The 23,545-nt window shown below is 73.6% G+C and carries 23 protein-coding genes; 16 read left to right on the top strand and 7 right to left on the bottom strand.

The genetic code is table 11. The annotated features are described in order from the left end of the window. The first annotated feature begins 43 nt into the window (after positions 1 to 43). The 3 genes from OHS82_RS17680 to OHS82_RS17670 all read left to right on the top strand — a co-directional run bounded on the left by OHS82_RS17680 (position 44) and on the right by OHS82_RS17670 (position 2,196). The gene (locus OHS82_RS17680; protein WP_057584657.1) at positions 44 to 1,297 is read left to right on the top strand and encodes an alpha/beta fold hydrolase; all 1,254 of its coding nucleotides are present in this window, start codon (positions 44 to 46) and stop codon (positions 1,295 to 1,297) included. Beyond that, the gene (gene tsaE, locus OHS82_RS17675) at positions 1,263 to 1,775 is read left to right on the top strand and encodes a tRNA (adenosine(37)-N6)-threonylcarbamoyltransferase complex ATPase subunit type 1 TsaE (protein ID WP_057584656.1); all 513 of its coding nucleotides are present in this window, start codon (positions 1,263 to 1,265) and stop codon (positions 1,773 to 1,775) included. Before OHS82_RS17680 ends, tsaE begins: the two co-directional genes overlap by 35 nt. Positions 1,776 to 2,025: 250 nt before the next feature. After that, positions 2,026 to 2,196, top strand: a complete 171-nt coding sequence (locus OHS82_RS17670; RefSeq protein WP_199863993.1) for a hypothetical protein — start codon at positions 2,026 to 2,028, stop codon at positions 2,194 to 2,196. A gap of 44 nt (positions 2,197 to 2,240) precedes the next feature. Here OHS82_RS17670 and OHS82_RS17665 read toward each other — a convergent pair whose 3' ends face one another. After that, positions 2,241 to 2,786, bottom strand: coding sequence for a L,D-transpeptidase (locus OHS82_RS17665; RefSeq protein WP_057584655.1), 546 nt, complete (start codon positions 2,784 to 2,786; stop codon positions 2,241 to 2,243). A gap of 154 nt (positions 2,787 to 2,940) precedes the next feature. On the opposite strand from OHS82_RS17665, the gene tsaB reads away from it, so the two are divergent. The 4 genes from tsaB to OHS82_RS17645 are packed head-to-tail and all read left to right on the top strand — an operon-like array spanning position 2,941 to position 5,489. Then, positions 2,941 to 3,594 carry a tRNA (adenosine(37)-N6)-threonylcarbamoyltransferase complex dimerization subunit type 1 TsaB gene (gene tsaB, locus OHS82_RS17660; protein WP_057584654.1) on the top strand — a complete coding sequence of 218 codons (654 nt, stop codon included), beginning with the start codon at positions 2,941 to 2,943 and terminating at the stop codon, positions 3,592 to 3,594. Continuing rightward, positions 3,591 to 4,115: a ribosomal protein S18-alanine N-acetyltransferase gene (gene rimI / locus OHS82_RS17655; protein WP_057584653.1), complete on the top strand. Its 525-nt coding sequence runs from the start codon at positions 3,591 to 3,593 to the stop codon at positions 4,113 to 4,115. Before tsaB ends, rimI begins: the two co-directional genes overlap by 4 nt. Then, on the top strand, positions 4,108 to 5,223 hold the full coding sequence (tsaD, locus tag OHS82_RS17650) for a tRNA (adenosine(37)-N6)-threonylcarbamoyltransferase complex transferase subunit TsaD (RefSeq protein ID WP_266726333.1): 1,116 nt from the start codon (positions 4,108 to 4,110) through the stop codon (positions 5,221 to 5,223). Before rimI ends, tsaD begins: the two co-directional genes overlap by 8 nt. Further along, positions 5,220 to 5,489 (top strand): hypothetical protein, encoded by a 270-nt coding sequence (locus OHS82_RS17645; protein WP_057584651.1) that lies wholly within the window; start codon positions 5,220 to 5,222, stop codon positions 5,487 to 5,489. The genes tsaD and OHS82_RS17645 overlap by 4 nt, the downstream gene beginning before the upstream one ends. Before the next feature lie 4 nt (positions 5,490 to 5,493). On the opposite strand, the gene OHS82_RS17640 is transcribed toward OHS82_RS17645, so the two are convergent. The 4 genes from OHS82_RS17640 to OHS82_RS17625 form a co-directional block, all read right to left on the bottom strand. Continuing rightward, a complete protein-coding gene (locus OHS82_RS17640; RefSeq protein WP_057584650.1) occupies positions 5,494 to 6,516 on the bottom strand; it encodes a peptidoglycan-binding domain-containing protein in 1,023 nt (340 codons plus the stop codon). 73 nt (positions 6,517 to 6,589) lie between these two features. Beyond that, entirely contained in the window at positions 6,590 to 7,567 is a 978-nt protein-coding gene (locus OHS82_RS17635) for a hypothetical protein (protein ID WP_057584649.1), read from the bottom strand. After that, positions 7,564 to 9,060, bottom strand: a complete 1,497-nt coding sequence (locus tag OHS82_RS17630; protein WP_057584648.1) for a hypothetical protein — start codon at positions 9,058 to 9,060, stop codon at positions 7,564 to 7,566. Before OHS82_RS17630 ends, OHS82_RS17635 begins: the two co-directional genes overlap by 4 nt. Positions 9,061 to 9,126: 66 nt before the next feature. Further along, the gene (locus OHS82_RS17625) at positions 9,127 to 11,430 is read right to left on the bottom strand and encodes a glycoside hydrolase family 3 N-terminal domain-containing protein (RefSeq protein ID WP_057584647.1); all 2,304 of its coding nucleotides are present in this window, start codon (positions 11,428 to 11,430) and stop codon (positions 9,127 to 9,129) included. Positions 11,431 to 11,607: 177 nt separating this feature from the next. On the opposite strand from OHS82_RS17625, the gene OHS82_RS17620 reads away from it, so the two are divergent. From OHS82_RS17620 to OHS82_RS17600, 5 genes are all read left to right on the top strand, one after another. Next, on the top strand, positions 11,608 to 12,672 hold the full coding sequence (locus tag OHS82_RS17620; protein ID WP_057584646.1) for a LacI family DNA-binding transcriptional regulator: 1,065 nt from the start codon (positions 11,608 to 11,610) through the stop codon (positions 12,670 to 12,672). A gap of 82 nt (positions 12,673 to 12,754) precedes the next feature. Next, positions 12,755 to 14,158, top strand: coding sequence for an endo-1,4-beta-xylanase (locus tag OHS82_RS17615; protein ID WP_079041656.1), 1,404 nt, complete (start codon positions 12,755 to 12,757; stop codon positions 14,156 to 14,158). A gap of 91 nt (positions 14,159 to 14,249) precedes the next feature. Continuing rightward, on the top strand, positions 14,250 to 15,299 hold the full coding sequence (locus OHS82_RS17610; RefSeq protein ID WP_328434129.1) for an LCP family protein: 1,050 nt from the start codon (positions 14,250 to 14,252) through the stop codon (positions 15,297 to 15,299). A gap of 92 nt (positions 15,300 to 15,391) precedes the next feature. After that, on the top strand, positions 15,392 to 15,748 hold the full coding sequence (locus OHS82_RS17605) for a YciI family protein (protein ID WP_057584644.1): 357 nt from the start codon (positions 15,392 to 15,394) through the stop codon (positions 15,746 to 15,748). Between the two features lie 238 nt (positions 15,749 to 15,986). Then, positions 15,987 to 17,216 carry an RNA polymerase sigma factor gene (locus tag OHS82_RS17600; RefSeq protein WP_057584782.1) on the top strand — a complete coding sequence of 410 codons (1,230 nt, stop codon included), beginning with the start codon at positions 15,987 to 15,989 and terminating at the stop codon, positions 17,214 to 17,216. 5 nt (positions 17,217 to 17,221) lie between these two features. Here the strand turns inward: OHS82_RS17600 and OHS82_RS17595 are convergent, their stop codons facing one another. Next, positions 17,222 to 18,394: a class I SAM-dependent methyltransferase gene (locus tag OHS82_RS17595; RefSeq protein ID WP_057584643.1), complete on the bottom strand. Its 1,173-nt coding sequence runs from the start codon at positions 18,392 to 18,394 to the stop codon at positions 17,222 to 17,224. Between the two features lie 91 nt (positions 18,395 to 18,485). Between OHS82_RS17595 and OHS82_RS17590 the strand changes: the two genes are divergently transcribed. The 4 genes from OHS82_RS17590 to groL all read left to right on the top strand — a co-directional run bounded on the left by OHS82_RS17590 (position 18,486) and on the right by groL (position 22,618). Further along, positions 18,486 to 19,520 (top strand): polysaccharide deacetylase family protein, encoded by a 1,035-nt coding sequence (locus OHS82_RS17590; protein WP_370444236.1) that lies wholly within the window; start codon positions 18,486 to 18,488, stop codon positions 19,518 to 19,520. Continuing rightward, positions 19,517 to 20,356, top strand: coding sequence for a polysaccharide deacetylase family protein (locus OHS82_RS17585; protein WP_443061785.1), 840 nt, complete (start codon positions 19,517 to 19,519; stop codon positions 20,354 to 20,356). Before OHS82_RS17590 ends, OHS82_RS17585 begins: the two co-directional genes overlap by 4 nt. Positions 20,357 to 20,572: 216 nt before the next feature. Continuing rightward, complete coding sequence (groES, locus tag OHS82_RS17580; RefSeq protein ID WP_057584642.1) at positions 20,573 to 20,881, top strand: co-chaperone GroES; 309 nt, start codon at positions 20,573 to 20,575, stop codon at positions 20,879 to 20,881. Positions 20,882 to 20,992: 111 nt separating this feature from the next. Next, positions 20,993 to 22,618, top strand: a complete 1,626-nt coding sequence (groL, locus tag OHS82_RS17575) for a chaperonin GroEL (protein WP_057584641.1) — start codon at positions 20,993 to 20,995, stop codon at positions 22,616 to 22,618. Between the two features lie 180 nt (positions 22,619 to 22,798). Here groL and OHS82_RS17570 read toward each other — a convergent pair whose 3' ends face one another. Next, a complete protein-coding gene (locus tag OHS82_RS17570; protein WP_157876483.1) occupies positions 22,799 to 23,407 on the bottom strand; it encodes a hypothetical protein in 609 nt (202 codons plus the stop codon). Positions 23,408 to 23,545: the final 138 nt, after the last annotated feature.

Genomic DNA, 23,545 nt, shown 5'->3' with positions numbered 1-23,545 from the left:
ACCCGCAGTCAGTGCACGGACATCGGCCCAGGAGGAGCGGCACGTGAGCGAGAGCAGCGCGGAGGCGGTGGCGAGCGCCGCCGTGGCGGTCGTCGCCGCGTCCGCGACGGGGGAAGCCGGAGGATGGCGCCGGGCGACCGGCATCGCGGGCGCCGCGATAGGCGTGATCGCCGCGGGAGCCGCGGCCGGCGTCGCGCTGGAGCGGATGACCGTGGGGCGGGGCATACGGGCCAAGGCCCGGCTCGCGCTCGACTCGGCGGGACCGTACGGCGGCCTGCGCGGCACCCCCGGCAAGGCGTACGCCGACGACGGCACCGAGCTGTACTACGAGGTCGACGACGTCGAGCCGCAGGGCGGTCCGCCGAACCGGCGGCGCAGGCTCTTCGGGCGCAAGGCGCCGCTGCCCGTGACCGTGGTGTTCAGCCACGGCTACTGCCTCAACCAGGACTCCTGGCACTTCCAGCGGGCGGCCCTGCGGGGCGTCGTGCGGACCGTGCACTGGGACCAGCGCAGCCACGGCAGGTCCGGACGCGGCAACGCCCAGACCCGGGACGGTGTGCCGGTCACCATCGACCAGCTGGGACGCGACCTGAGGGCCGTCGTCGACGCGGCCGTGCCGGAGGGGCCGATCGTGCTCGTCGGGCACTCCATGGGCGGGATGACGGTGATGGCCCTGGCCGCCCTGTACCCCGAGCTGATCCGCGAGCGGGTCGTCGCCACGGCGTTCGTCGGGACGTCGTCCGGGCGGCTCGGCGAGGTCAACTTCGGGCTGCCGGTCGCCGGTGTGAACGCGGTCCGGCGGGTGCTGCCGGGCGTGCTGCGGGCGCTCGGGCAGCAGGCGGCGCTGGTGGAGAAGGGGCGCCGGGCGACCGCCGATCTCTTCGCCGGCATCATCAAGCGGTACTCGTTCGCGTCCCGTGACGTGGACCCGGCGGTGGCACGGTTCGCCGAGCGGATGATCGAGAGCACGCCGATCGACGTGGTCGCCGAGTTCTACCCGGCGTTCACCGACCACGACAAGACCGAGGCGCTCGCCTGCTTCACGGACATGCCGGTGCTGGTGCTGGCCGGCATCGGGGACCTGGTGACGCCGAGCGAGCACAGTGAGGCGATCGCCGACATGCTGCCGGACGCCGAACTGGTCCTCGTCCCCGACGCCGGGCACCTCGTGATGCTGGAGCACCCGGAAGTGGTCACCGACCGCCTCGCCGACCTGCTCACCCGCGCGGGCGCCGTGCCGGCAGGGGCTACCGTGGGAGGTTATGGAGACACCAGCAGCGCCGCACCACCCGGCTGACCTTCGGATCACCGTCAACTCCCCCGAGCAGATGCGGGACTTCGGCCGTCGGCTGGCCAAGGTGCTGCGCGCCGGCGATCTCGTGATGCTGAGCGGGGAGCTCGGGGCCGGCAAGACGACGCTCACCCGAGGGCTCGGGGAGGGGCTCGGGGTCCGGGGCGCGGTCACCTCTCCGACGTTCGTGATCGCCCGGGTGCACCCCGCCCTGGGGGACGGTCCGCCGCTGGTCCACGTCGACGCGTACCGCCTGGGCGGCGGGCTCGACGAGATGGAGGACCTCGACCTCGACGTGTCGCTGCCCGAGTCGGTGATCGTCGTGGAGTGGGGCGAGGGCAAGGTCGAGGAGCTGACCGACGACCGGCTCCAGATCCGCATCCACCGGGCGGTCGGCGACACGGACGACGAGGTGCGGCACGTGACCGTGTCGGCGCTCGGGCGGCGGTGGGCCTCGGCGGACCTCGGCGTGTTGTCGGCCTGACGTCCATGTGGGCCTGACGTACACGTGGGCCGGACGTCCATGTGGGCCTGACGTGCACGTGGGCCGGACGTCCATGTGGGCCTGACGTGCACGTGGGCCGGACGTCCATGTCGGCCGGCAGGACCCCGTGAAGGTTCCGACAACGTGTCGGCAAAATGTTGCGTTCCGTGTCCGGGGCGTGGTCACATGGTATCCAGTTCGTAGTTAGGTCTACCTAACCACGCCCGCCCCCGAACCTCAGGAGGCGTCCATGCCGGCCACCGAGCCCCCGCCCCGGCCGTCGCGTCCCCTCGCGCCCGCCCCCGTGTCCATGCGCGACCTGCTGGCCTCGTGCGCGGCCGCCGAAGCCGTCTCGACCCCTCCGCGACTGCCCGATCCCGCACTGGCGAAGAAGCCGGCCCGCCGCCCCCGGGCGGCCTGACGCGTCATCGGACGGCGCAACGCGGGCCGCTGCGGACCAGACGCCTACCGGACCACCTCGACCCGTCGGCCGATCGTCGCGAACGCCCACATCGCGTCGCCGTCCGCGACGGTCTCCCGGATGCCGCCCGTCTGCACCCTCGGGTCGGGCTCCGGCAGCGAGCCGTCCAGGGCCGCGCTGAAGCCGATCGCCACTTCGTCCACCTCGGCGAACCGCACGACGTGCTCGATCGGGGTGCCGTCGGTGCCGGTGACCGCGCCCGAGCGGGAGCGGACCGAATAGCTGCCCGGCGGCGGGTCCACACTGCCGGGGGCGACCCTGAACGTGCGGTTGACGCGACCGTCCGCGCCGACCAGCCACACCCGGTCGGCGGTCAGCGCGTACACCACCCGCTCGCCCACGCCGGAGCCGTCCGGCAGGGCCGTCGGGGCCATGCTCCCGGGCGCCTTCGCCGCCTTCGCGGGGGCGCCGCGCCGCGGCTCGGCCAGATCGTCGGGCACGTTCGCCGACGCCTGGAACGCGAGGAACCCGACCGTCGCCAGGGCGGCCGCGGTGAGCCCGGCCACGAAAGTCGAGCTGCTGCTGGGCACCGGTGACCACCTCGTCCGTCCTGCGCCCGTTCCGGGCCGCTTCCGCGTTCTGTCCCGTACGTGATGTACGTCATGTTTCGCGGCGACGTTAGCAGCCGTCACCGCTCCGACCGGGACGGCGGTCTCGGGGGCACGGGAGCCGTAGGCTGTTTGCGTGCTCTTGCTCGCTCTGGATACCGCCACCCCCGCCGTCACCGTCGCCCTGCACGACGGCACGGACGTCATCGCCTCCTCGAGTCAGGTGGACGCGCGCCGGCACGGCGAGCTGCTGCTCCCGGCCGTCGACCGGCTGCTCGCCGACGCCGGGCTCGGGCTCGACGCCGTCACCGGGATCGTCGTCGGCGTCGGCCCCGGCCCCTACACGGGGCTGAGAGTCGGTCTGATGACCGCCGACACCTTCGGGCTGGCGCTCGGCGTCCCCGTGCACGGCCTGTGCACCCTCGACGGCCTCGCCTACGCCTCCGACCTCGAAGGGCCCTTCGTGGTGGCGACCGACGCCCGCCGCAAGGAGGTCTACTGGGCGCGCTACGCCGACTCCCGCACCCGGGTGTCCGGCCCGGCCGTGGACCGGCCCGCCGACATCGCCGACGAGGTGGCCGGGCTGCCCGCCGTCGGCGCGGGCGCGCTGCTCTACCCGGACGTCTTCCCCCGCGCGCACGAACCCGAGCACGTCTCCGCGGCGGCGCTGGCCGCCCTGGCGGCGGAGCGGCTGGCCGCGGGCGGGGAACTGCCCGCGCCACGGCCTCTGTACCTGCGCCGGCCGGACGCCCAGGTGCCCAAGAACTACAAGGTGGTCACCCCCAAGTGACCGAATCCGTCGACCTCGTGCTGCGCGAGATGCGCTGGTGGGACATCGAGCGCGTGCTCGAACTCGAGAAGGACCTCTTCCCCGAGGACGCCTGGTCCCGGGGCATGTTCTGGTCCGACCTGGCCCACGCCCGCGGCCCGGAGGCGACCCGGCGTTATCTCGTCGCGGTCGACGCGGCCGCGGGCGACCGGATCGTCGGGTACGCGGGTCTGGCCGCTGCAGGGGACGTCGCCGACGTCCAGACCATCGCAGTGGCCCGCGACCACTGGGGCACCGGCCTCGGCGGCCGGCTGCTCACGGAGCTGCTGAGCGCGGCGACCGCCTTCGAGTGCGCCGAGGTCCTGCTCGAGTGCCGCATCGACAACGTCCGTGCCCAGAAGCTCTACGAGCGCTTCGGGTTCGAGGCCATCGGGTTCCGCCGCGGCTACTACCAGCCGGGCAACGTGGACGCCCTGGTGATGCGCCTCACCGACCCATCGACATCCGTAGCGGGAACACAGGGAAACGAGACCAATGGCTGACGAACCCCTCGTTCTGGGGATCGAGACCTCCTGCGACGAGACCGGCGTCGGCGTCGTGCGCGGCACGACCCTGCTGGCGGACGCGATCGCCTCCAGCGTCGACGAGCACGCCCGCTTCGGCGGCGTCGTGCCGGAGGTGGCGTCCCGGGCGCACCTGGAGGCGATGGTCCCGACCGTCGAGCGGGCGCTGAAGGAAGCGGGGGTGAGCGCGAAGGACCTCGACGGCATCGCGGTCACCGCCGGCCCGGGGCTCGCCGGCGCCCTGCTGGTCGGCGTCTCGGCGGCCAAGGCCTACGCCTACGCCCTCGGCAAGCCCCTGTACGGCGTCAACCACCTCGCCTCGCACATCTGCGTGGACCAGCTGGAGCACGGCGCGCTGCCCGAGCCGACGATGGCGCTGCTGGTGTCCGGCGGACACTCCTCCCTGCTGCTGTCCACCGACATCACCTCCGACGTCCGTCCGCTCGGCGCGACCATCGACGACGCGGCGGGCGAGGCCTTCGACAAGATCGCCCGGGTGCTGAACCTGGGCTTCCCGGGCGGCCCGGTCATCGACCGCTACGCCCGTGAGGGCGACCCGACGGCGATCGCGTTCCCGCGCGGTCTGACCGGACCGCGCGACCCGGCGTACGACTTCTCCTTCTCCGGTCTGAAGACGTCGGTCGCGCGCTGGATCGAGGCCAGGCGGGCGGCGGGCGAGGAGGTCCCGGTGCGTGACGTGGCGGCCTCCTTCCAGGAGGCGGTCGTGGACGTCCTGACCCGCAAGGCCGTCCGGGCGTGCAAGGACGAGGGCGTCGACCACCTGATGATCGGCGGCGGTGTGGCCGCCAACTCCCGGCTGCGCGCGCTGGCCCAGGAGCGCTGCGAGGCGGCCGGCATCCGGCTGCGCGTGCCGCGTCCCAAGCTGTGCACGGACAACGGCGCGATGGTGGCGGCGCTGGGCGCGGAGATGGTCGCCCGGGGCCGGGCCGCGTCCGGCTGGGACCTGTCGGCGGACTCCTCGCTGCCGGTGACCGACCCGCATGTGCCCGGCCGGCACCCCGGGCATCGGCACGGCCACGGTCACGACCATGTGCACGAGGTCGCCAAGGACAACCTGTACTCATGACCGTCGCGCTGATGTGGGAGGCCCGGGCGGCGGCCGGCCGGGGCGAGGAGCTGCTGCACTGGGCGCAGGAGCAGGCGCGGCGGCTCCCGCTGCGGCCGCTGCGCAGCGAGACCTTCCGGGCTCCGCAGGACCGGGTGCTCGTCATCACCTGGTGGGACGCCGGGTACGACGATCCCGGCCTGCCCGAACTTCCGGAGCCGGAGGGGGATCTGGTGGCCAGGGCGGTGCATCGCTGGCGGTTCGAGGCGGTGCCGGACCGGCCCTGAGCGGTCAGGGCTCGTCGGTCTCCGCTTCCAGCGCGGCGCGGGTCGCGACGCCGTACACCCCGGCCTCGTCCTCCAGCACCGCCCGGGTGAGCTGGTAGGAGCGGACCGAGTTCTCGACCTCGCGGTCGTACACGCCCTCGGTCGCCCCTCCCTGGTAGCCGATCCGACGCAGCCGTGCCTGGAGTTCGGCCACCTCGGGACCCGTGTCCCCGAACCGCAGCGCCGGCGGCGCGGAGACCGTCGGGGCCGGCCGGGGGGACGCGCTGCCGGTGGGCCGCCTGGACGGAGCCGGGGGCGGCGCGGCCGACCGGGTGGGCCTTTCCACGGCGGGCGAGGGCGTGCCGGGGGAGTCGGAGGCGGTCGGCGTCGGCGCGGTCCGGGAAGCCCGCGGGCTCGCCTTCCGGCCCGGGGCGACGCCACCGGACGTCACGTCGGGCACCGGCGCCCGCACGTCCTCGGGGAGCGCGCCGTGGCGCGTGGGACCTACGTACAGGAGGAATCCGGCGAGCACCGCCGCGGTCACGGCGGTCGCCAGGACGCCGGCGAGCACCAGCAGCCGCACGGGGCTCCGGCGACGGCCCGGGGGCGACGCGTCGCCGGCGCCCGGGCCGGCCCCGGAGCCGTCGGCCCGCTCACGCCCGCCCGACCCGAGGCCGCCCGCTTCGGTCGTGCCCGACCCGGGGCCGCCTGATTCGGGCCCGCCCGACGCGAACTCGTCCGCCCCGGCGGCCTCCTGTGTCCCGTCGGCCGCCTCCGCGGACGGCGGCTCGCCGGGCTCTCGCGCGGGCGCCGGGCCGGGGGCGGCCGGGCTGCCGGGCCCCGCGTCGTCCTGTGGTTCCCGGCCCTCGTCGAACACGACGAACGGCCGGATGCGCACCGGGTCGAAGTCCTCGGCGGCGGCGGCCTCCGCCGTGCGCGCGCTGCGGTGGGCGTCGGACGCGAGCCGGGCGCACACGCATGCGGGGGCGCCGTCCGCGGCCCGGGGCGCACCGCATAACGGACAGACGCCACGCTGCGGTTCACTCAACCTGGAGCACCTCTCGGGTCGGGCTTCAGATCCTATTCACCGACAGCGCACAGCATCTCCCCGAACGCGGGTTCTACGGCTGTGGAGCGGACAGCGCCCACACGGACGCCAGCAGCGTCCCCGCGGCCAGGGCGACGGCCACCGTGGAGACCAGGGCGCCGCCGGTCAGCAGGAGGCCGCCGAGCGCGCCGAGCGCGGTGCCGGACGCGGCGGTCACCGCGCCCCGCCACCAGGGCCGGGGCGCTCGCGCGAGGGCGTCGGCGGGAAGGACGAACGCGTCCCGCAGGTCAGCGCGGACGGCCTCCTCGTCGTCGAAGACCAGGAACGGCGGGCGGTGCTCGCGCAGCCTTCCGAGAGGGACCAGCCGGGTGCCGTCGGGAAGCGTGACGGCGGCCGGGCGGCGGCTGCTGTCGCCCGCGCGGTGCAGGTGGACCTCGACCTCGCCGGAGATCCTCTCGAGCGCCGGGTGCCACATGACGCGCTGCCAGTGACGGCCGCTCCCGTCGGGGGCCGTCAGCCTCAGCCACGTCGTCCGCGCGCCCCGCACCGCCGCGCCCGGACGCCGGCCGAAGCGGACGCGTCCCCTCGTCGGACGGCCGGGGCGGCGCACCCGCAGCCGAAACCGCAGACCGCGCCAGGCCCAGACGCACGTCAGGGGGACGACGGCCAGGCCGCCCAGGAGGGCGGGGGAGATCAGGTCGTCCTCCACCGCCGTCTCGTCGCCGTCGGCCGGGAAGCCCTCGGGGGTGGAGTCGTCGGGATCGTAGGCCACCGGGAAGTCGGCGCCCCGGGGGCGGCGGTCGGTGTCGTAGATCGCGAAGCGCTGGACGTGGACCCCGCCCAGGGAGTCGGTCCAGCGGACGCGGACGTCGTCCTCGTCGCCGATGCCGTCCTCCACGACGACGCCGACGGCCGTCGCGGTGGCCCGGTCACGGGCGTCGGCGTAACGCTGGGCGTGCAGGCCGAGCCACGCGGCGAACAGGGCGTAGCCGACGAGGGTGACGGCCATGCCCAGGAGACCTACCCGCAGGGCGGGGCCGGGGCGTCTCATACGTCCCACTCCTTCGGTTCGGTGGACGCCCACAGGGTGCGCAGCGGCACCAGGTCGCCGCTGCGCAGGGCGTCGTCGAGCACCTCGTGCACGTCGACGGCGCTGCCGTCGTCCGGCGGTGTGACGACGGTCGTGAGCCAGCGGCCGGAGTACGTCCAGCCGGCCGCGCACAACGCCTCGGCGAAGACCGGGCTCACGGCGTTCGCCAGGACGCCCCGGGTGAGCGCCGGGCGGACCGTCGCCGGCGCCCACCGCAGCGCGGGTTCCAGACGGCGGGCGAGCAGCGGGCCCGTACCGTCGGCGAGGGCGTCCAGGACCGCGGCCACCGCCTGCGGCGCACTGTCCCGGCGGACGGCGTGCAGGACGTCGAGGCGGGTGTCGAAGCCGAGTTCGCGCAGCCGGTCGTGCGGCAGACCGAGGAGGAGCACCGCGCTCACCTCGTCGTCGTGCGGTTCTTCGTCCGGCTCCCGGTCCAGCCCGGTCAGTTCCCGGACGCACCACTCCTCCACGGAGGCCCCGGTGCGCAGGGTGAGCACCGCGCTGCCGAAGGGGGACCCGGCGTGGGCCGGCAGCGCGGCGGCGCGGCGGTCCAGGGGCGGGTGGTCGGCCGTCCCGTAGGGGTCCACGGCGTCCTCGTCGGCGGCTGCCCGGGCGGCCCGGCGGGCGACGTACGGGTCGCTCACGGCGGCGTCGAAAGCGTCGTAGAAGTCCTCCGGCCAGGCGTCCTGCTGCGCCAGCCCCGACAGCCAGCGCTCGCCGAGCGCCTCGAAGGCCGCGTCCAACAGTCCGACCCGGTGCAGCGCTCCGGCGGTGGCCTCGGCGCCCGCGATCCGGGCCGCGTCGGCGTCGGCCGCGGTCTCGGCGCGCCAGAGGGCGGACCGGGAGGCGCGCAGCAGCGGCGCGGCGAACGGCGCCAGCGGACGGAACCGGCCCTCCAGCCGCTCGGCGAGCTGTGCGCGGGCGAACCGCAGGAGACCGTGACGCCGGTCGCGCAGGTGCCTCTCGTGGGCCAGCTCGTGCGCGATCACGGACGCCAGCTCGGCCTCGGTCAGGTTGCGCAGCAGGGGCAGGCCGAGGAGGAGCACATGGGTGCGCACGCCGTCGATCCTCGTGCGTCCCAGGGCCGCCCGGACGGTCGGCACGATGCGCACGAGCAGCGGCTCGTGGAAGTCGAGCCGCCCGGCCACGTCCCGTACCAGTTCCGCGAGTGCGGGTTCGTCCCGGGGCCGCACCGCCCGTCCGGGCAGCGGGCCGTGAGCCGCCGAGACGGTCCGGGCGACCCTGCGGACGGCCAGGCCCAGCAGGAGGGCCGCCACCCACCGCAGACCCGACACGTACAGGGCGCAGACCAGGACCGCCTCGGGCAGCCGGGCCAGCGCCAGCATGGCGAAGCCGAGCAGCCAGTCGCGCCGCGGGTGGTCCCCGGACGCCGGGTCGGGCGCGGTGGGGGAGGAGGTGGGGGAGGAGGTGGGTGCGGATATCGGGGTGTCCATGGCGTTCCCGTCGCCTGTGCCGGAGGTTCGGCGGATTCTGACACGCCCCCACCCCCGCTCCGCACCTCAGTTGTGCACGACCTCCGCCTCGCAGCGCAGCCGGCGCCCCGCCCCCGCCTCGCGCACCGGCCCGGTCAGCCGCAGCCGGGCGGTGGCCCGGACGTCGGCGCTGGAGGCGCCCAACCGCAGTTCCAGGTCTCCGGGTTCGACCACCCGCCGCCCCGAACGGTCGGTGAAGGCGGACAGGTCGGCGTGGAAGCGGAAGGTCACGCGTGCCGCTTCGGCGGCGGCCAGCTCCAGTCGCTGGTAGCCGATCAGCCGCACGTCGGGGCGGGTCACCCCGGCCACCGGGTCGTGCAGATACAGCTGGACGACCTCCGCACCCGCCCGCTCGCCGGTGTTGCGTACGGTGACGGAGACGTCGTACGAGCCGTCCGTGCCGATCTCCGCGTCCGGGCCGGTGAAGTCCTCCCAGGTGAACGCCGTGTACGAGCGCCCGTGTCCGAAGGGGAACAGCGGGGTCGGGTCGAGGCTGCTGACCTGGCCCGCCAGGCCGAGCGGCGGCTGCAGGTACGTCCACGGCTGGCCGCCCGGCACGCGCGGCACGCTCACCGGGAGCCGGCCCGAGGGGTTCACCCGGCCCGACAGCACGCCGGCCACCGCAGGGCCGCCCTCCTCGCCGGGGAAGAACGCCTGGACGACCGCCCCCAGCCGCCCGTGCCAGCGGCCCAGCGCGTACGGGCGGCCGGTGAGCAGCACGAGGACGACCGGGACGCCCGTCGCGACCAGTGCGTCCAGCAGTGCGCCCTGGACGCCGGGCAGGCTCAGATCGGCCACGTCGCAGCCCTCGCCGGACGTGCCCCGCCCGAACAGGCCCGCCCGGTCGCCGAGGACGGCCACGCAGACGTCGGCCTCCGAGGCGCGCGTGATGGCCTCCGTGAACCCGGAGGGGTCCGGGTCGGAGACCCCGCAGCCCTCGGTGAACGTCACCTTCGCGTCGGGGAGTTCGGCCCGCAGCGACTCCAGCAGCGTCGGGATGTCGATGCCGGTCTCCACCTCGGGGTGGTGGGGCAGCACATGGGACGGGAAGGAGTAGCAGCCGAGCATCGCCAGCGCGTCCGCCGCCCGCGGTCCGATCACGGCCACCCGGGCGTCGGGGGAGAGGGGGAGCAGCCCGTCGGGGTTGTCCAGGAGGACCACCGACTCCTCCGCCAGCCGGCGGGCCAGCGCGCGGTTCGCGGGCGGGTCGAGGTCCACCGACTCGGGAACGTGCGGCTGCCAGTCCTCGTCCAGCAGGCCCAGTTCGCACTTCTGCAGCAGGACGCGGCGTGCGGCCCGGTCGATCAGCTCCTCCGGCACCTCGCCCGCGCGCACGGCGTCGGCCAGCGCGTCGCCGTAGTACTTCACGGTGGGCAGCTCGACGTCGATGCCGGCGTCCAGCGCCAGCCGGGCCGCCTCCACGGGGGTGCCGGCCACCCGGTGCAGGGTCTGCAGGAAGCCGATGCCGAAGTAGTCGGCGACGACCGTGCCGGTGAAACCCCACTCCTCCCGGAGCAGGCCGGTCAGCAGTTCGGGGTCGGCGGACGCCGGAATGCCGTCGCGTTCGGTGTAGGCCGCCATCACCGAGCGGGCGCCGCCCTCGCGCAGCGCCATCTCGAACGGGGGCAGGGTGACGTCCGCGAACTCGCGGGTGCCCGCCCGCACCGGAGCCAGGTTGCGGGCGCCCGCCGAGGAGGCGTAGCCGGCGAAGTGCTTGAGGGTGGCGACGACCCCGGCGGACTCCAGCCCGCGGACGTAGGCCGTGCCGACCGTGCCGACGAGATACGGGTCCTCGCCGATCGTCTCCTCGACCCGTCCCCAGCGCGGGTCGCGGACGACGTCCAGGACCGGGGCGAGGCCCTGGTGGACGCCCATCGCGCGCAGGTCCCGGCCGATCGCCCGGCCCACCTCCTCGACCAGCGGCGGGTCGAAGGCCGCGCCCCAGGCCAGCGGGACCGGGTAGGCGGTGGCCCGCCAGGCGGTGAATCCGGCCAGGCACTCCTCGTGGGCGACCGCCGGGATGCCGAAGCGGCCGGCGGCGACGATCTGCCGCTGGGCGCCGGCCAGCGCGCGGGCGCCGAGCGCCGGGTCCACGGGCGCGGTGCCGAAGGAGCGGGTCAGCTGGCCCAGCCCCCGGGTGATCAGCTCGTCGTAGTCGTATGCGGCGGTCATGTCGTGCTGGTGCGGGGCGACTCCCCCGCCGTCCGTCGCGGCGCCGACCCACACGCCGTACAGCTGGGCGGTCTTCTCCTCGATCGTCATCCGGCCGAGGAGATCGTCGACGCGGGCGGCGGCGGGCAGGGCGGGGTCACGCCAGGGGGCGGTGGTCATGAAACTCCTGTCAGAGGTCGGTGAGCCACCAGGGGGAGGGTGCGCCCTGGAATCCTGTGGAGCGTCCGACAGGGCGGGCGTCCTGTCGAATGTTTCGAGCTACATTCCGAATGTTCCGGGAACCTATGGCGTCGGCATGGGTTCGTCAAGAGGTCGCGTGACGATACGATCGCCGCCATGACACCCTCGGAGCCCACAGAAACGCGGACAGAAGCGCGGCCGACGCAGACCGCGACGCTCGCGGAGATCGCCCGCGAGGCCGGCGTGTCGGCACCGACTGTTTCGAAGGTCCTCAACGGCCGCGCCGATGTCGCCCCCGCCACCCGCACCCGCGTCGAGGAGCTGCTGCGCACCCACGGATACCGGCGCCGCCGCGCGGAGGCGACCCGCTCCCCTCTGATCGACCTGGTCTTCCACGAGCTGGAGAGCGCCTGGGCGATGGAGGTCATCCGGGGTGTGGAGAACGTGGCCCGCGACGCCGGGCTGAGCGTGGTGCTCAGCGAGAGCGCCGGCCGGCTCACCCCCGGGCGGACCTGGGCCGACCAGGTCGCCGCCCGTCGCCCGCACGGCGTGGTGCTGGTGCTGTCCGGGCTCGACGAGTCCCAGCGGGCGCTGCTGACCAGCCGCTCCATCCCGTTCGTGGTGATGGACCCGGCGGGCGACCCGGGCGCCGACGTGCCGTCCATCGGGGCGACCAACTGGCAGGGCGGCCTCGCCGCCACCCGGCACCTGGTGGAGCTGGGGCACCGCCGGATCGGGGCGATCAGCGGGCCGCCGCAGATGATGTGCAGCCGGGCCCGGATCGACGGCTACCGGGCCGCGCTGGAGACCGCCGGGCTGCCGGTCGAGCCGGGACTGATCAAGATCGGCGACTTCCACCACGAGACCGGATACCGGCTGGGCCGCGAGCTGCTCGACCGCCCGGACCGGCCCACCGCCGTCTTCGCCGGCAACGACCTCCAGGCGCTCGGCTTCTACGAGGCCGCCCGCGAACTGGGCCTGCGCATCCCGGAGGACGTGAGCGTGGTCGGCTTCGACGACCTTCCGGTCGCCCGCTGGGTCGGCCCGCCGCTGACGACGGTGCGCCAGCCGCTGACCGAGATGGCCGAGGCGGCGGCCCGGCTGGTCCTGGAACTGGGCCGGTCGGTCTCCCGGGAGGCGCCGACGGCGACGCGGGTGGAGCTGGCCACCAGCCTCGTGGTGCGGACGAGCACGGGTGTGCCGCCCGCGGCCGGAAGTTGACGTATTGACGGGTGTGTCGGATGCCCCCACACTCCACCGAAGTCAATCGGTTGAACAACCGAAACTTTCGGAGGCACCCGCAATGAGATCCTCCAGAACATCTCCCCGACCGTCCCCCGGGCCGCTTTCGTCGGGGCCCCGGCTCACCGCCCGGCTCACCGCCCTGGTCACCGGCGCCGCCGCCGCGGCGGCCCTGCTCGTCGCCGCGCCCGTCTCGCACGCCGCCGACGTCCCGCTGCGCGACCTCGGCGCCGCCAAGGGGAAGGTCGTCGGCACCGCCGTCACCGGCTCCAAGCTCACCGGTGTCTACGGCGACGTCGCCGGGGCGCAGTTCTCCTCGCTGACCCCCGGCAACGCCATGAAGTGGGGCTCGGTGGAGCCGACGCAGGGCGTCTTCGACTGGGCCGAGGCGGACCGGATCGTGGCGTTCGCCCAGGCCCACGACCAGCAGGTGCGCGGCCACACCCTGGTCTGGCACAGCCAGAACCCGAACTGGCTGGCCAACGGCAGCTGGACGTCCGCGCAGCTCGGCACCCTGCTGCAGAACCACATCGACACCGAGGTCGGCCGCTACAAGGGGAAGATCGCCGCCTGGGACGTCGTCAACGAGCCCTTCAACGAGGACGGCACCTACCGCCCGACCCTCTGGTACAACGGCCTCGGCGCCGACTACATCGCCACCGCCCTGACCCGGGCGCGGGCCGCCGACCCGGCCGCCAGGCTCTACGTCAACGACTACAACGTCGAGGGCGTCAACGCGAAGTCGACGGCCCTGTACAACCTGGTCAAGTCGCTGAAGGCGCGGGGCGTCCCGATCGACGGGGTCGGGCTGCAGGCGCACCTGGTCCTCGGCCAGGTGCCGTCCACGTTCCAGCAGAACATCCAGCGCTTCGCCGACCTCGGCGTGGACGTGGCGATCACCGAGCTGGACATCCGCATGAGCCTGCCCTCCGACAGCGCCGAGCTCGCGCAACAGAAGGCCGACTACAAGGCGGTCACCGCCGCCTGTGTCGCCGTCACACGATGCGTCAACCTCACGGTCTGGGGCTTCACCGACTCCGACTCCTGGGTGGAGAGCACCTTCCCGGGGGAGGGGGCGGCGACCCCGTACGACGCGAACTACGCGCCCAAACCGGCGTACTACGGCATCTCCGAGGCGCTCGGCGGCACCAACACGCCGGTGCCGCCGACCGGCAGGTGCGCGGCTGCCTACAGCGTGGGCAGCCAGTGGAACACCGGGTTCACCGGGAACGTGACGATCTCCTGCTCGGGAGCCTCGCTGTCGTCCTGGAAGGTGACCTGGGCCTACGGCGCGGGCCAGCAGATCACCCAGGCCTGGAACGCCGTCTGCACCCAGTCGGGCGCGGCCGTGTCGTGCGCGAACGCCTCGTACAACGGGACGGTCCCGGACGGCGGTTCGGTGAGCTTCGGGTTCAACGCGAACTGGAGCGGGAGCAACCCGGCCCCCACGATCACGTTGGGATGACCGGGACAGGACCGCGAGACCTCCCGCGCAAGGCGCGTCCGTGAACCCCTTCCTAACCCCATCCTCATAATTCGGACGTACGTTCTCTCCTGTGACGGGACTCGAGGAGCACGGCGAAACCGGCAGCGGAGCGGGCCGGCGGTCGAGAGCACTGAAGGCCGCCGGCCTCACACTGGCCGCCGTCCTGGCGGTGGGCGTCGGGACGGCCGGCTGGGCCTACCGGCACCTCAACGGCAACATCAAGAGCGTCGACATCGACAACGCGCTCGGCGACGACCGGCCGGCGAAGGCGGTCACGACCCCGTCGGCCCCGGCGTCCGCCTCCCCGGCGCCCACCGAGCCCGTGAACCTCCTCGTGCTGGGCTCGGACTCGCGCAGCGGCGCGGCGAACCAGGCGCTCGGCGGCGGCGACAGCACCGGCGCCCGCTCCGACACGGCGATGGTCGTGCACATCGACGCCGGCCGCACGACGGCCACGGTCGTCAGCATCCCGCGCGACACCCTCGTCACCCGGCCCTCCTGCCCGCTGCCCGACGGCGGTTCGACCGCGACGGCGTACGGCGCGATGTTCAACACCGCCTACGCGGTCGGCGGCCCGGTGTGCGCCGTCAAGACGGTCGAGTCGATCACCGGCGTCCGTATGGACCACTACGTCGAGGTCGACTTCTCCGGCTTCGCCGAACTCGTGGACGCGCTCGGCGGGGTCACCGTCACCACCGACGAGGACATCGACGACGACGACAGCCATCTGCACCTCGCGGCCGGCACCCACCATCTGAACGGCGCCCGCGCCCTCGCCCTGGCCCGCACCCGGCACGGCATAGGCGACGGCAGCGACCTCGGCCGCATAGGCCTCCAGCAGAAACTGGTGAAGGCCCTGCTGGAGCAGATCGCCTCCACCGACCTCCTCACGAGCCCCGCCGAGCTGTACAAGGCCGCCGACGCGATCACCGGCAGTCTGACCACCGACACCGGTCTGGACTCGCTCGCCGAGCTGACGGAACTCGGCCGGAGCCTGCAGGGCCTGTCCGCCGGGCACGTCCGGACGGTCACCATGCCCGTGGTGCCGGCCCCCTCCGACCCCAACCGGGTGGTCGCGCGGGAGCCGGCGGCGAGCGCGCTGTGGAAGTCGCTGAAATAGATTCCGGTCAGGGTGTCGATCCGGCCCGCCGCCGTTCGACGCAGGGGGGAGAGGCCGGGAATGACCCGGCTCACCGCACCCGAGGAGTCACCATGCCCCGCTATCTGTCGCTCGTGAAGATCGACGAGGCCACCGCCCCGGCCGAGGGCCCCAGCCCGGAGCTGATGCAGCGGATGGGCGAACTGATCGAGGAGGTCACCAAGGCCGGCGTCATGCTGGAGACCGCCGGGCTGACCCCGTCCGCGCAGGGCGTCCGCGCGCACTGGGAGGGCGGGAAGATCACCCTCACCGACGGGCCCTTCACCGAGGCCAAGGAGGTCGTCGGCGGCTACGCGATCATGCAGTGCAAGGACATGGCCGAGGCCGTCGAATGGACGAAGAGGTTCCTGAAGGTGCACGAGGAGCACTGGACGGTGACCTGCGAGGTGCGGGAAATCGCGGAAGGCTGAGCGTTCTTGGCCTGAACGGGCGCCGGGTGTTCGATGGTGAGCTGTGGAACGACAGCCCGCCCCGGACCCCGGCCCGCCCTCGCACCCCCGTACGCCCCCGGACCCCGGCGGCGCCCCGCCTTCCGACGGCGCCCCGGACAGACGTACGGCCGACCCGGAGCCCGGTGCGGCCGACCCGGACCGGCGTACCCGTACGGCCGCCCCGGACCGGTGTACCGCCCCGGATACCCGTACGGCCATCGAGACCGTCTTCCGTCTGGAGTCCCCCCGCGTCATCGCCGCCGTCGCCCGACTCGTGCGGGACGTCGGCGTCGCCGAGGAACTGGCCCAGGACGCCCTGGTCGCCGCGCTGGAGCAGTGGCCGCGCGACGGCGTGCCGGACCACCCCGGCGCCTGGCTGACCACCACCGCCCGGCGTCGTGCCGTCGACCTGATCCGCCGGCGTGAGAACCACGCCCGCAAGCTCCAGGAGATCGGCCGCGACCTGGAGACCACCACCGCCCCGCCCCAGGAGCCCGCCGACCCCGACGACATCGACGACGACCTGCTCCGGCTCGTCTTCACGGCCTGTCATCCGGTGCTCTCCGCCGAGTCCCGCATCGCCCTCACCCTGCGTCTGCTGGGCGGCCTGAGCACACCGGAGATCGCCCGCGCCTTCCTGGTCCCCGAGCCGACGGTCGCCCAGCGGATCGTGCGCGCCAAGAAGACCCTGGCGACCAGGAACGTGCCCTTCGAGGTGCCGTACGGCCCCGACCGCGAGGCCCGGCTCGGCTCCGTCCTCGACGTCATCTACCTGATCTTCAACGAGGGGTACGCGGCCACCGCCGGTGACGACTGGCTGCGCCCGGCGCTGTGCGAGGACGCCCTGCGGCTGGGGCGGCAGCTGGCGGCGCTGATGCCGAAGGAGCCCGAGGTCCACGGCCTCGTCTCGCTGCTGGAGTTCCAGGCGTCCCGGTCGGCCGCCCGCACCGCCCCCGACGGCACGCCCGTCCTGCTCAAGGACCAGGACCGCCGCCGCTGGAACCGCATGCTGATCGCGCGCGGCATCACCGCCCTCGACCGGGCGCGGAGCGTGGCGGCGGGCGCGCCCCCGGGCCCGTACGCCCTCCAGGCGGCCATCGCGGCCTGCCATGCGCACGCGTACACGTACGACCGGACCGACTGGGCGGGCATCGCCACCCTGTACGGGCTGCTGGCGGCCCGCTTCCCCTCCCCGGTGGTCGAGTTGAACCGCGCGGTCGCCGTGTCGATGACCGAGGGCCCGGCGGCCGCCCTGGCCATCGTCGACGCCCTGACGGCCGAACCCGCGCTGCGGGAGTACCACTTGCTCCCGAGCGTCCGGGCCGACCTGCTGTCCCGCCTCGGCCGCACCGCGGAGGCCCGGGCCGAGTTCGAACGGGCGGCGGCGCTGACGGCCAGCGCACGCGAACGGCGCCTGCTGCTGCACCGGGCCGCGGCGTCGGACTGACGGCTTCAGGCGGAGGCGGGCTTCCCGATCAGCATGGTCGGGGCGCCCGCCACCCGCGTGAGGAACACCGTCACCGCCTCGGAACCCTGCGGCTTGGGAAGCACCTTCTTCCGCAGCTCCTCCGGCTCCACCGCCGAACCCCGTTTCTTCACGGTCAGGACACCGACCCCCCGCTCCCGCAACAGGGCCTTCAACTTCTTGACGCCGAAGGGGAGTTGATCGGTGATCTCGTATGCGGTGGCATACGGGGTGGGGTGCAGGGCGTCGGCGGTGACGTAGGCGATGGTCTCGTCGACCAGTCCGCCGTCGAGCTCCCGGGCCACGTCGGCGACCAGATGAGCCCGGATGACGGCGCCGTCCGGCTCGTACAGATACCGCCCGACGGGCCGGACGCGGGGGTCGGGCAGACCGGCGCCGAGCAGGGTGCGCGGCCCCGGCAGCAGGGTGGCCCGGACGGTTCCCGGCTCGGTCCCGAACCACAGCACCGCCTCCTTGACGTCCCCGCCGTCCGAGATCCACTCGGCCTCGGCCTCGGCGGGGATCGCCTCGTGCGGCACCCCGGGCGCGATCTTGAGGGCGGCGCGCGGGGCGGCGAGGGCGGCGCCCACCGCCCACGACAGGGGAGGGGAGTACGCCTCGGGATCGAAGATGCGCCCCCGGCCGCCCCGGCGCGCGGGATCCACGAAGACGGCGTCGTAACCGCGGGCGTCCACCTCGGTGACGTCCGCCTCCCGCACCTCGATCAGCTCGCCCAGCCCGAGCGCCTCGGCGTTCGCGCGCGCCGCCTCGGCCGCCGCCGGGTCCCGGTCCACGGCCAGCACCCGGATCCCGGCGCGGGCGAGGGCGATCGCGTCCCCGCCGATCCCGCAGCACAGGTCGGCGACGGAGGTCACGCCGAGCGCCTTCATCCGCTCGGCCCGGTAGCCGGCGACACTCGCCCGCGTCGACTGCTCCACCCCGTTCGGCGTGAAGAACATCCGCTCCGCGTCCCGCGCCCCGAACTTCACCGCCGCCCGCTGCCGCAGCCGGGCCTGGCCGAGGGCCGCGGAGACCAGGTCGGCGGGATGCTCGCGGCGGAGCCGGGTGGCGACGGCGAGTTCGTCGGCGGGGGCGGTGCCGCGCACCGCGTCGAGGAGGGCGCGGCCCTCGGGAGTGCGCAGGGGGGCGAGGTCGTTCACCGGGTCATTGTGGGCCAGTCGGTGGACAGCGCGCCCCCGGCGGCGGTGTCGGGACCGGGTTCGGCAGGGGCGACTGCGAAGATCCGGCGCCATGGGACCTGTCGTACAAAATGACATGAACGGCCTCGACGGGCCGGCCCGCCGCCGCCCCCGCACACAAACCCGCCCCCGGACGGGGCTCCGTAGCCGCAGGGGAACGCACAGCTCCGGGACCCGTGCCGCCGCGGGAATCAGGAGCCTCGTCGCCGTCCTCGCGCTGGCGGCCGTCGCGTCGGGCTGCGCCGGAGGGGGCGCCGGCCGCACGACCCGCCCCGCGCCCGGACAGCAGCCGGAGAAGGCGGCGCCCCCGGTGGTCGCCCCCGCCCGCGCCCTGTACGGCTACGCCGCCCGGCTCCGCGCCGCCCACCAGGCCCGGGTCGCCGCGGCCGGGCGCTGGGGCCTGAGAAAGGTCCCGCTGACGCCCCCCGCGCCGCCCGCGCACAAGCCGGAGATCACCACCCGCAAGGGCTTCGAGGTCGACGACCACGAGGAGCTCGGTCTCCCGCCGGTCTTCACCAGGGTCCCCACCGAGGACCGGGTCGTCTTCCTCACCATCGACGACGGCGCCGAGAAGGACCCGGCGTTCCTGCGCATGATGAGCGAGCTGAAGATCCCGTACACCGCGTTCCTCAGCGACTACCTGATCAAGGACGACTACGGATACTTCAAGGAGATGCAGGACCGGGGGGCGGCCCTGAACAACCACACGCTCCACCACCCCTACCTGCCGGCCCTCTCCTACGCCCGTCAGAAACACGAGATCTGCGGGATGCAGGAGGTGATCCGGGAGCGCTACGGCACCCGCCCCGCCCTCTTCCGGCCGCCCTTCGGCAACTACGACCAGGACACCCTGCGCGCCGCGAAGAGCTGCGGCGTGCGCTACGCCCCGCTCTGGGACGAGGAGGTCTTCGTCGACCACTGGGAGTACCGCGAAGGGGACCGGGACCTGCACCCCGGCGACATCGTCCTGAGCCACTTCCGCGGCCGCGGCGAATGGAAGGGCACCATGCCCGACCTGGTCCGCCGCTTCCTGGACAAGGTCACGGCGAAGGGCTACGCGGTGGCCCGTCTGGAGGACTACCTGTGAGGGCGCGGCAGAAGGGCGCGGGAGAGGCGGCCGTCCTGCTCGTCGCGCTCACCGCGCTCGTCCTGACGACCCTCAGCGGCTGCGCCCAGTCCGTCGACCCGATCGAGCGGCTGGGCAGGAAGGCCGCGGCCCGGGTCCACCCCGCCGGCCCGGCCGCCGGGCAGCCCGCCTACCGCCGCTGGGGTCTGACGGCCCCCCTGGCCCCCGCCCCGGCCCACCCGGCGCGTTCCCTGGCCGGCAGCCCCGGAACGGCCCTCCCGCCGGTCGTGGACCACGTCCCGACCGCCGACCGGGTCGTCTTCCTCACCTACGACGACGGCGCCGAACGCGACCCCCGCTTCGTCGACATGGTCCGCGAACTGCGCCTGCCGGTCAGCATGTTCCTCACCGACAGCGTGATCGGCCCCGGCTACGGCCGACTGGCGCGGCTGCAGTCGGTCGGGGCCAGCGTCCAGAACCACACCCTGGACCACCCGGCGCTGCGCGGTCTGCCCTACGCCGGCCAGCGCGCCGAGATCTGCGGCCAGCAGGACAAGCTGCGCGCCCGTTTCGGCCTGCGCCCCCGACTCCTCCGCCCGCCCTACGGCGCCTATGACGCCACCACCCGACGCGCCGCCGCCGACTGCGGCATCTCGGCCGTCGTCCTCTGGCGTGCCTCGATGGGGCCCACGGCCCTCGCCTACGCGCACGGCCCCCACCGGCTCCACCCCGGCGACGTCATCGCCGTGGCCCCGGACGAGACGACGGCCCCGGACCTGCGGGACCGGACGACGCGACTCCTGCGCCAGATCCAGGACCAGCACCTGACGGTGGCCCGTCTGGAGGACTACCTCTGAGGGGCTCGCGCCGGCCGGAAATCCGGCCGACGCGCCGCGGGCATTGGCACTCCGCTTGACCGAGTGCTAATCGCGGTCATAGTCTCGGCTCTGGCACTCGCCACTGGAGAGTGCCAACACAGCGACGGGCAGGTCCGGCACCCGCGACGACGGATCCACCTGGTCGCCACCTCAGACAGTTAACCCCGTGAGATCTCCGAAGGGGGAGGTCGGATCGTGACGACCACCAGCTCCAAGGTTGCCATCAAGCCGCTCGAGGACCGCATTGTGGTCCAGCCGCTCGACGCCGAGCAGACCACCGCCTCTGGCCTGGTCATCCCGGACACCGCGAAGGAGAAGCCCCAGGAGGGCGCTGTCCTCGCGGTGGGCCCGGGTCGCTTCGAGAACGGCGAGCGCCTGCCGCTCGACGTCAAGGTCGGCGACGTCGTCCTGTACAGCAAGTACGGCGGCACCGAGGTGAAGTACAACGGCGAGGAGTTCCTCGTCCTCTCGGCTCGCGACGTGCTCGCGATCATCGAGAAGTAATTCACCCAGTTTTGCAGTGAACTGCGCTCCTGGCCCCGCGTGTTTGTGAAGCCGGGCGCCGGGGGCGCAGTTCGTTTCTCCCACTTTTTCCGAGAGGGCTGAACCGCTCCCATGGCGAAGATCCTGAAGTTCGACGAGGACGCCCGTCGCGCCCTCGAGCGCGGCGTCAACAAGCTTGCCGACACGGTCAAGGTGACGATCGGCCCCAAGGGCCGCAACGTCGTCATCGACAAGAAGTTCGGCGCTCCCACCATCACCAACGACGGCGTCACCATCGCCCGCGAGGTCGAGCTCGACGACCCGTACGAGAACCTCGGCGCCCAGCTGGTGAAGGAGGTGGCGACCAAGACCAACGACATCGCGGGTGACGGTACGACCACCGCCACCGTGCTGGCCCAGGCGCTCGTCCGCGAGGGCCTGAAGAACGTCGCCGCCGGCGCCTCCCCGGCCGCCCTGAAGAAGGGCATCGACGCGGCGGTCAAGGCTGTGTCCGAGGAACTCCTCGCGACCGCCCGCCCGATCGAGGAGAAGTCCGACATCGCCGCCGTGGCCGCGCTCTCCGCGCAGGACACGCAGGTCGGCGAGCTCATCGCCGAGGCGATGGACAAGGTCGGCAAGGACGGTGTCATCACCGTCGAGGAGTCCAACACCTTCGGTCTGGAGCTGGACTTCACCGAGGGCATGGCCTTCGACAAGGGCTACCTGTCGCCGTACTTCGTGACGGACCAGGAGCGCATGGAGGCCGTCCTCGAGGACCCCTACATCCTCATCAACCAGGGCAAGATCTCCTCGATCGCCGACCTGCTGCCGCTGCTCGAGAAGGTCATCCAGACCAACTCCTCCAAGCCGCTGCTGATCATCGCCGAGGACCTCGAGGGTGAGGCGCTCTCCACCCTCGTCGTCAACAAGATCCGCGGCACCTTCAACGCGGTCGCCGTCAAGGCCCCGGGCTTCGGTGACCGTCGCAAGGCGATGCTGCAGGACATGGCCGTCCTCACCGGCGCCACCGTCATCTCCGAGGAGGTCGGCCTCAAGCTCGACCAGGTCGGCCTCGACGTGCTGGGCTCCGCCCGCCGCGTCACCGTCACCAAGGACGACACCACCATCGTCGACGGCGGCGGCAGCTCCGAGGACGTCGTGGGCCGCGTCGGCCAGATCAAGGCCGAGATCGAGAACACGGACTCCGACTGGGACCGCGAGAAGCTCCAGGAGCGCCTCGCGAAGCTGGCCGGCGGCGTGTGCGTGATCAAGGTCGGCGCCGCCACCGAGGTGGAGCTGAAGGAGAAGAAGCACCGTCTGGAGGACGCCATCTCCGCGACCCGCGCCGCGGTCGAGGAGGGCATCGTCTCCGGTGGCGGTTCCGCGCTCGTCCACGCCGTCAAGGTCCTCGAGGGCAACCTCGACAAGACCGGCGACGAGGCCACGGGTGTCGCGGTCGTCCGCAAGGCCGCCGTCGAGCCGCTGCGCTGGATCGCCGAGAACGCGGGCCTCGAGGGTTACGTCATCACCTCCAAGGTCGCCGAGCTCGAGAAGGGCCAGGGCTTCAACGCCGCGACCGGCGAGTACGGCGACCTGGTCAAGGCCGGCGTCATCGACCCGGTCAAGGTCACCCGCTCCGCCCTGGAGAACGCCGCCTCCATCGCCTCCCTCCTCCTGACGACCGAGACCCTCGTCGTCGAGAAGAAGGAAGAGGAGGAGCCGGCCGCCGGCGGTCACGGCCACGGCCACTCCCACTGACCCCAGGTCAGACTCCGCACCACCACCGAGGCCCGGCCCCCGACAGGGAGCCGGGCCTCGCCCGTCCGGTCACCGTCGTACCCCGTCGTCCTTCTGCGCGGCCGGGTGTCCGGCGGGTCCTCGGGGATCCGCCGGACACGCACGGCCGGAGTATCCGGGGTACGCGGTGTGCTCCCGGCGCTACCGGGCTCCCGCCTCCACCGGCGGGTGGGAGGAAGGCGGCGCGGGACGCGTGTCGGGCGCGGACGGCCGGTTGTCCCGGAGCGAGGTCGGCGAGGCGAACTCGTAGCCGGACCAGACGTCGCCGCCACGCCAGGCGGAGCCGTCCCAGACGTAGGCCGAGGCGATCGTGCCGTAGTAGCCCGTCCCGCAGGACTGCCAACCGCCCCAGTCGTACACCTGCTCAGGGCCGTACGGTCCGGGGAACTCGCCGCCCGCCTGTCCTGTGGCGCCGTACTTCCAGGGGCTGGTGCGGCACACCGCCCACGCGGAACCGTTCCACCGGTAGACGGTGGCCCGCGCGGCGGCCCAGCCGTCCGGCCTGGCCTGACCGGTCGCGCAGCCCGGGGTCAGTGCGTAGGTGTCCGCGTAGGCGAGATTGCCGGAGAACGCGCCGGGGCGTTGGTGATCGATGCCCGCGGTGCCCTGTACGCACAGGCCGCCGCCGTTGTACACGGTCACCCTGGTGGCCCAGGTCCACGCGTTCGCCGGCTGGGCCCAGACGGCGGCCATCATCAACGCGACGAGCGCGCACAACGCGGCTTTCATGGTCAGGCGGAGCATTGCCATGGTGTCTCCGTTCCTCGATTCGCCCGCGACCGGGCGCGTGGGCCCTTTCCGGGGCCTCACCCGTGCGTCCGCGGAGGCCGCAGATGCCGCCGATGCCGCGAACGGATCGGGATGATCCGTCGGACGGCACGTGCAGGC

Source organism: Streptomyces sp. NBC_00425 (genome assembly GCF_036030735.1).
In the GTDB taxonomy this organism is placed as follows: Bacteria; Actinomycetota; Actinomycetes; order Streptomycetales; family Streptomycetaceae; genus Streptomyces.
The sequence above is the reverse complement of the archived record's forward strand: the minus strand, read 5'-3'. Positions and strand labels throughout refer to the sequence as shown.

What these genes read in the sequence shown, in the direction of transcription:
- tsaE (WP_057584656.1), top strand. Translation starts at nt 1,263, where the DNA reads ATGGAGACACCAGCAGCGCCGCACCACCCGGCTGACCTTCGGATCACC.
- OHS82_RS17670 (WP_199863993.1), top strand. Translation starts at nt 2,026, where the DNA reads ATGCCGGCCACCGAGCCCCCGCCCCGGCCGTCGCGTCCCCTCGCGCCC.
- tsaD (WP_266726333.1), top strand. Translation starts at nt 4,108, where the DNA reads ATGGCTGACGAACCCCTCGTTCTGGGGATCGAGACCTCCTGCGACGAG.
- OHS82_RS17645 (WP_057584651.1), top strand. Translation starts at nt 5,220, where the DNA reads ATGACCGTCGCGCTGATGTGGGAGGCCCGGGCGGCGGCCGGCCGGGGC.
- OHS82_RS17635 (WP_057584649.1), bottom strand. Translation starts at nt 7,567, where the DNA reads ATGAGACGCCCCGGCCCCGCCCTGCGGGTAGGTCTCCTGGGCATGGCC.
- OHS82_RS17630 (WP_057584648.1), bottom strand. Translation starts at nt 9,060, where the DNA reads ATGGACACCCCGATATCCGCACCCACCTCCTCCCCCACCTCCTCCCCC.
- OHS82_RS17625 (WP_057584647.1), bottom strand. Translation starts at nt 11,430, where the DNA reads ATGACCACCGCCCCCTGGCGTGACCCCGCCCTGCCCGCCGCCGCCCGC.
- OHS82_RS17620 (WP_057584646.1), top strand. Translation starts at nt 11,608, where the DNA reads ATGACACCCTCGGAGCCCACAGAAACGCGGACAGAAGCGCGGCCGACG.
- OHS82_RS17615 (WP_079041656.1), top strand. Translation starts at nt 12,755, where the DNA reads ATGAGATCCTCCAGAACATCTCCCCGACCGTCCCCCGGGCCGCTTTCG.
- OHS82_RS17605 (WP_057584644.1), top strand. Translation starts at nt 15,392, where the DNA reads ATGCCCCGCTATCTGTCGCTCGTGAAGATCGACGAGGCCACCGCCCCG.
- OHS82_RS17590 (WP_370444236.1), top strand. Translation starts at nt 18,486, where the DNA reads ATGGGACCTGTCGTACAAAATGACATGAACGGCCTCGACGGGCCGGCC.
- groL (WP_057584641.1), top strand. Translation starts at nt 20,993, where the DNA reads ATGGCGAAGATCCTGAAGTTCGACGAGGACGCCCGTCGCGCCCTCGAG.
- OHS82_RS17570 (WP_157876483.1), bottom strand. Translation starts at nt 23,407, where the DNA reads ATGGCAATGCTCCGCCTGACCATGAAAGCCGCGTTGTGCGCGCTCGTC.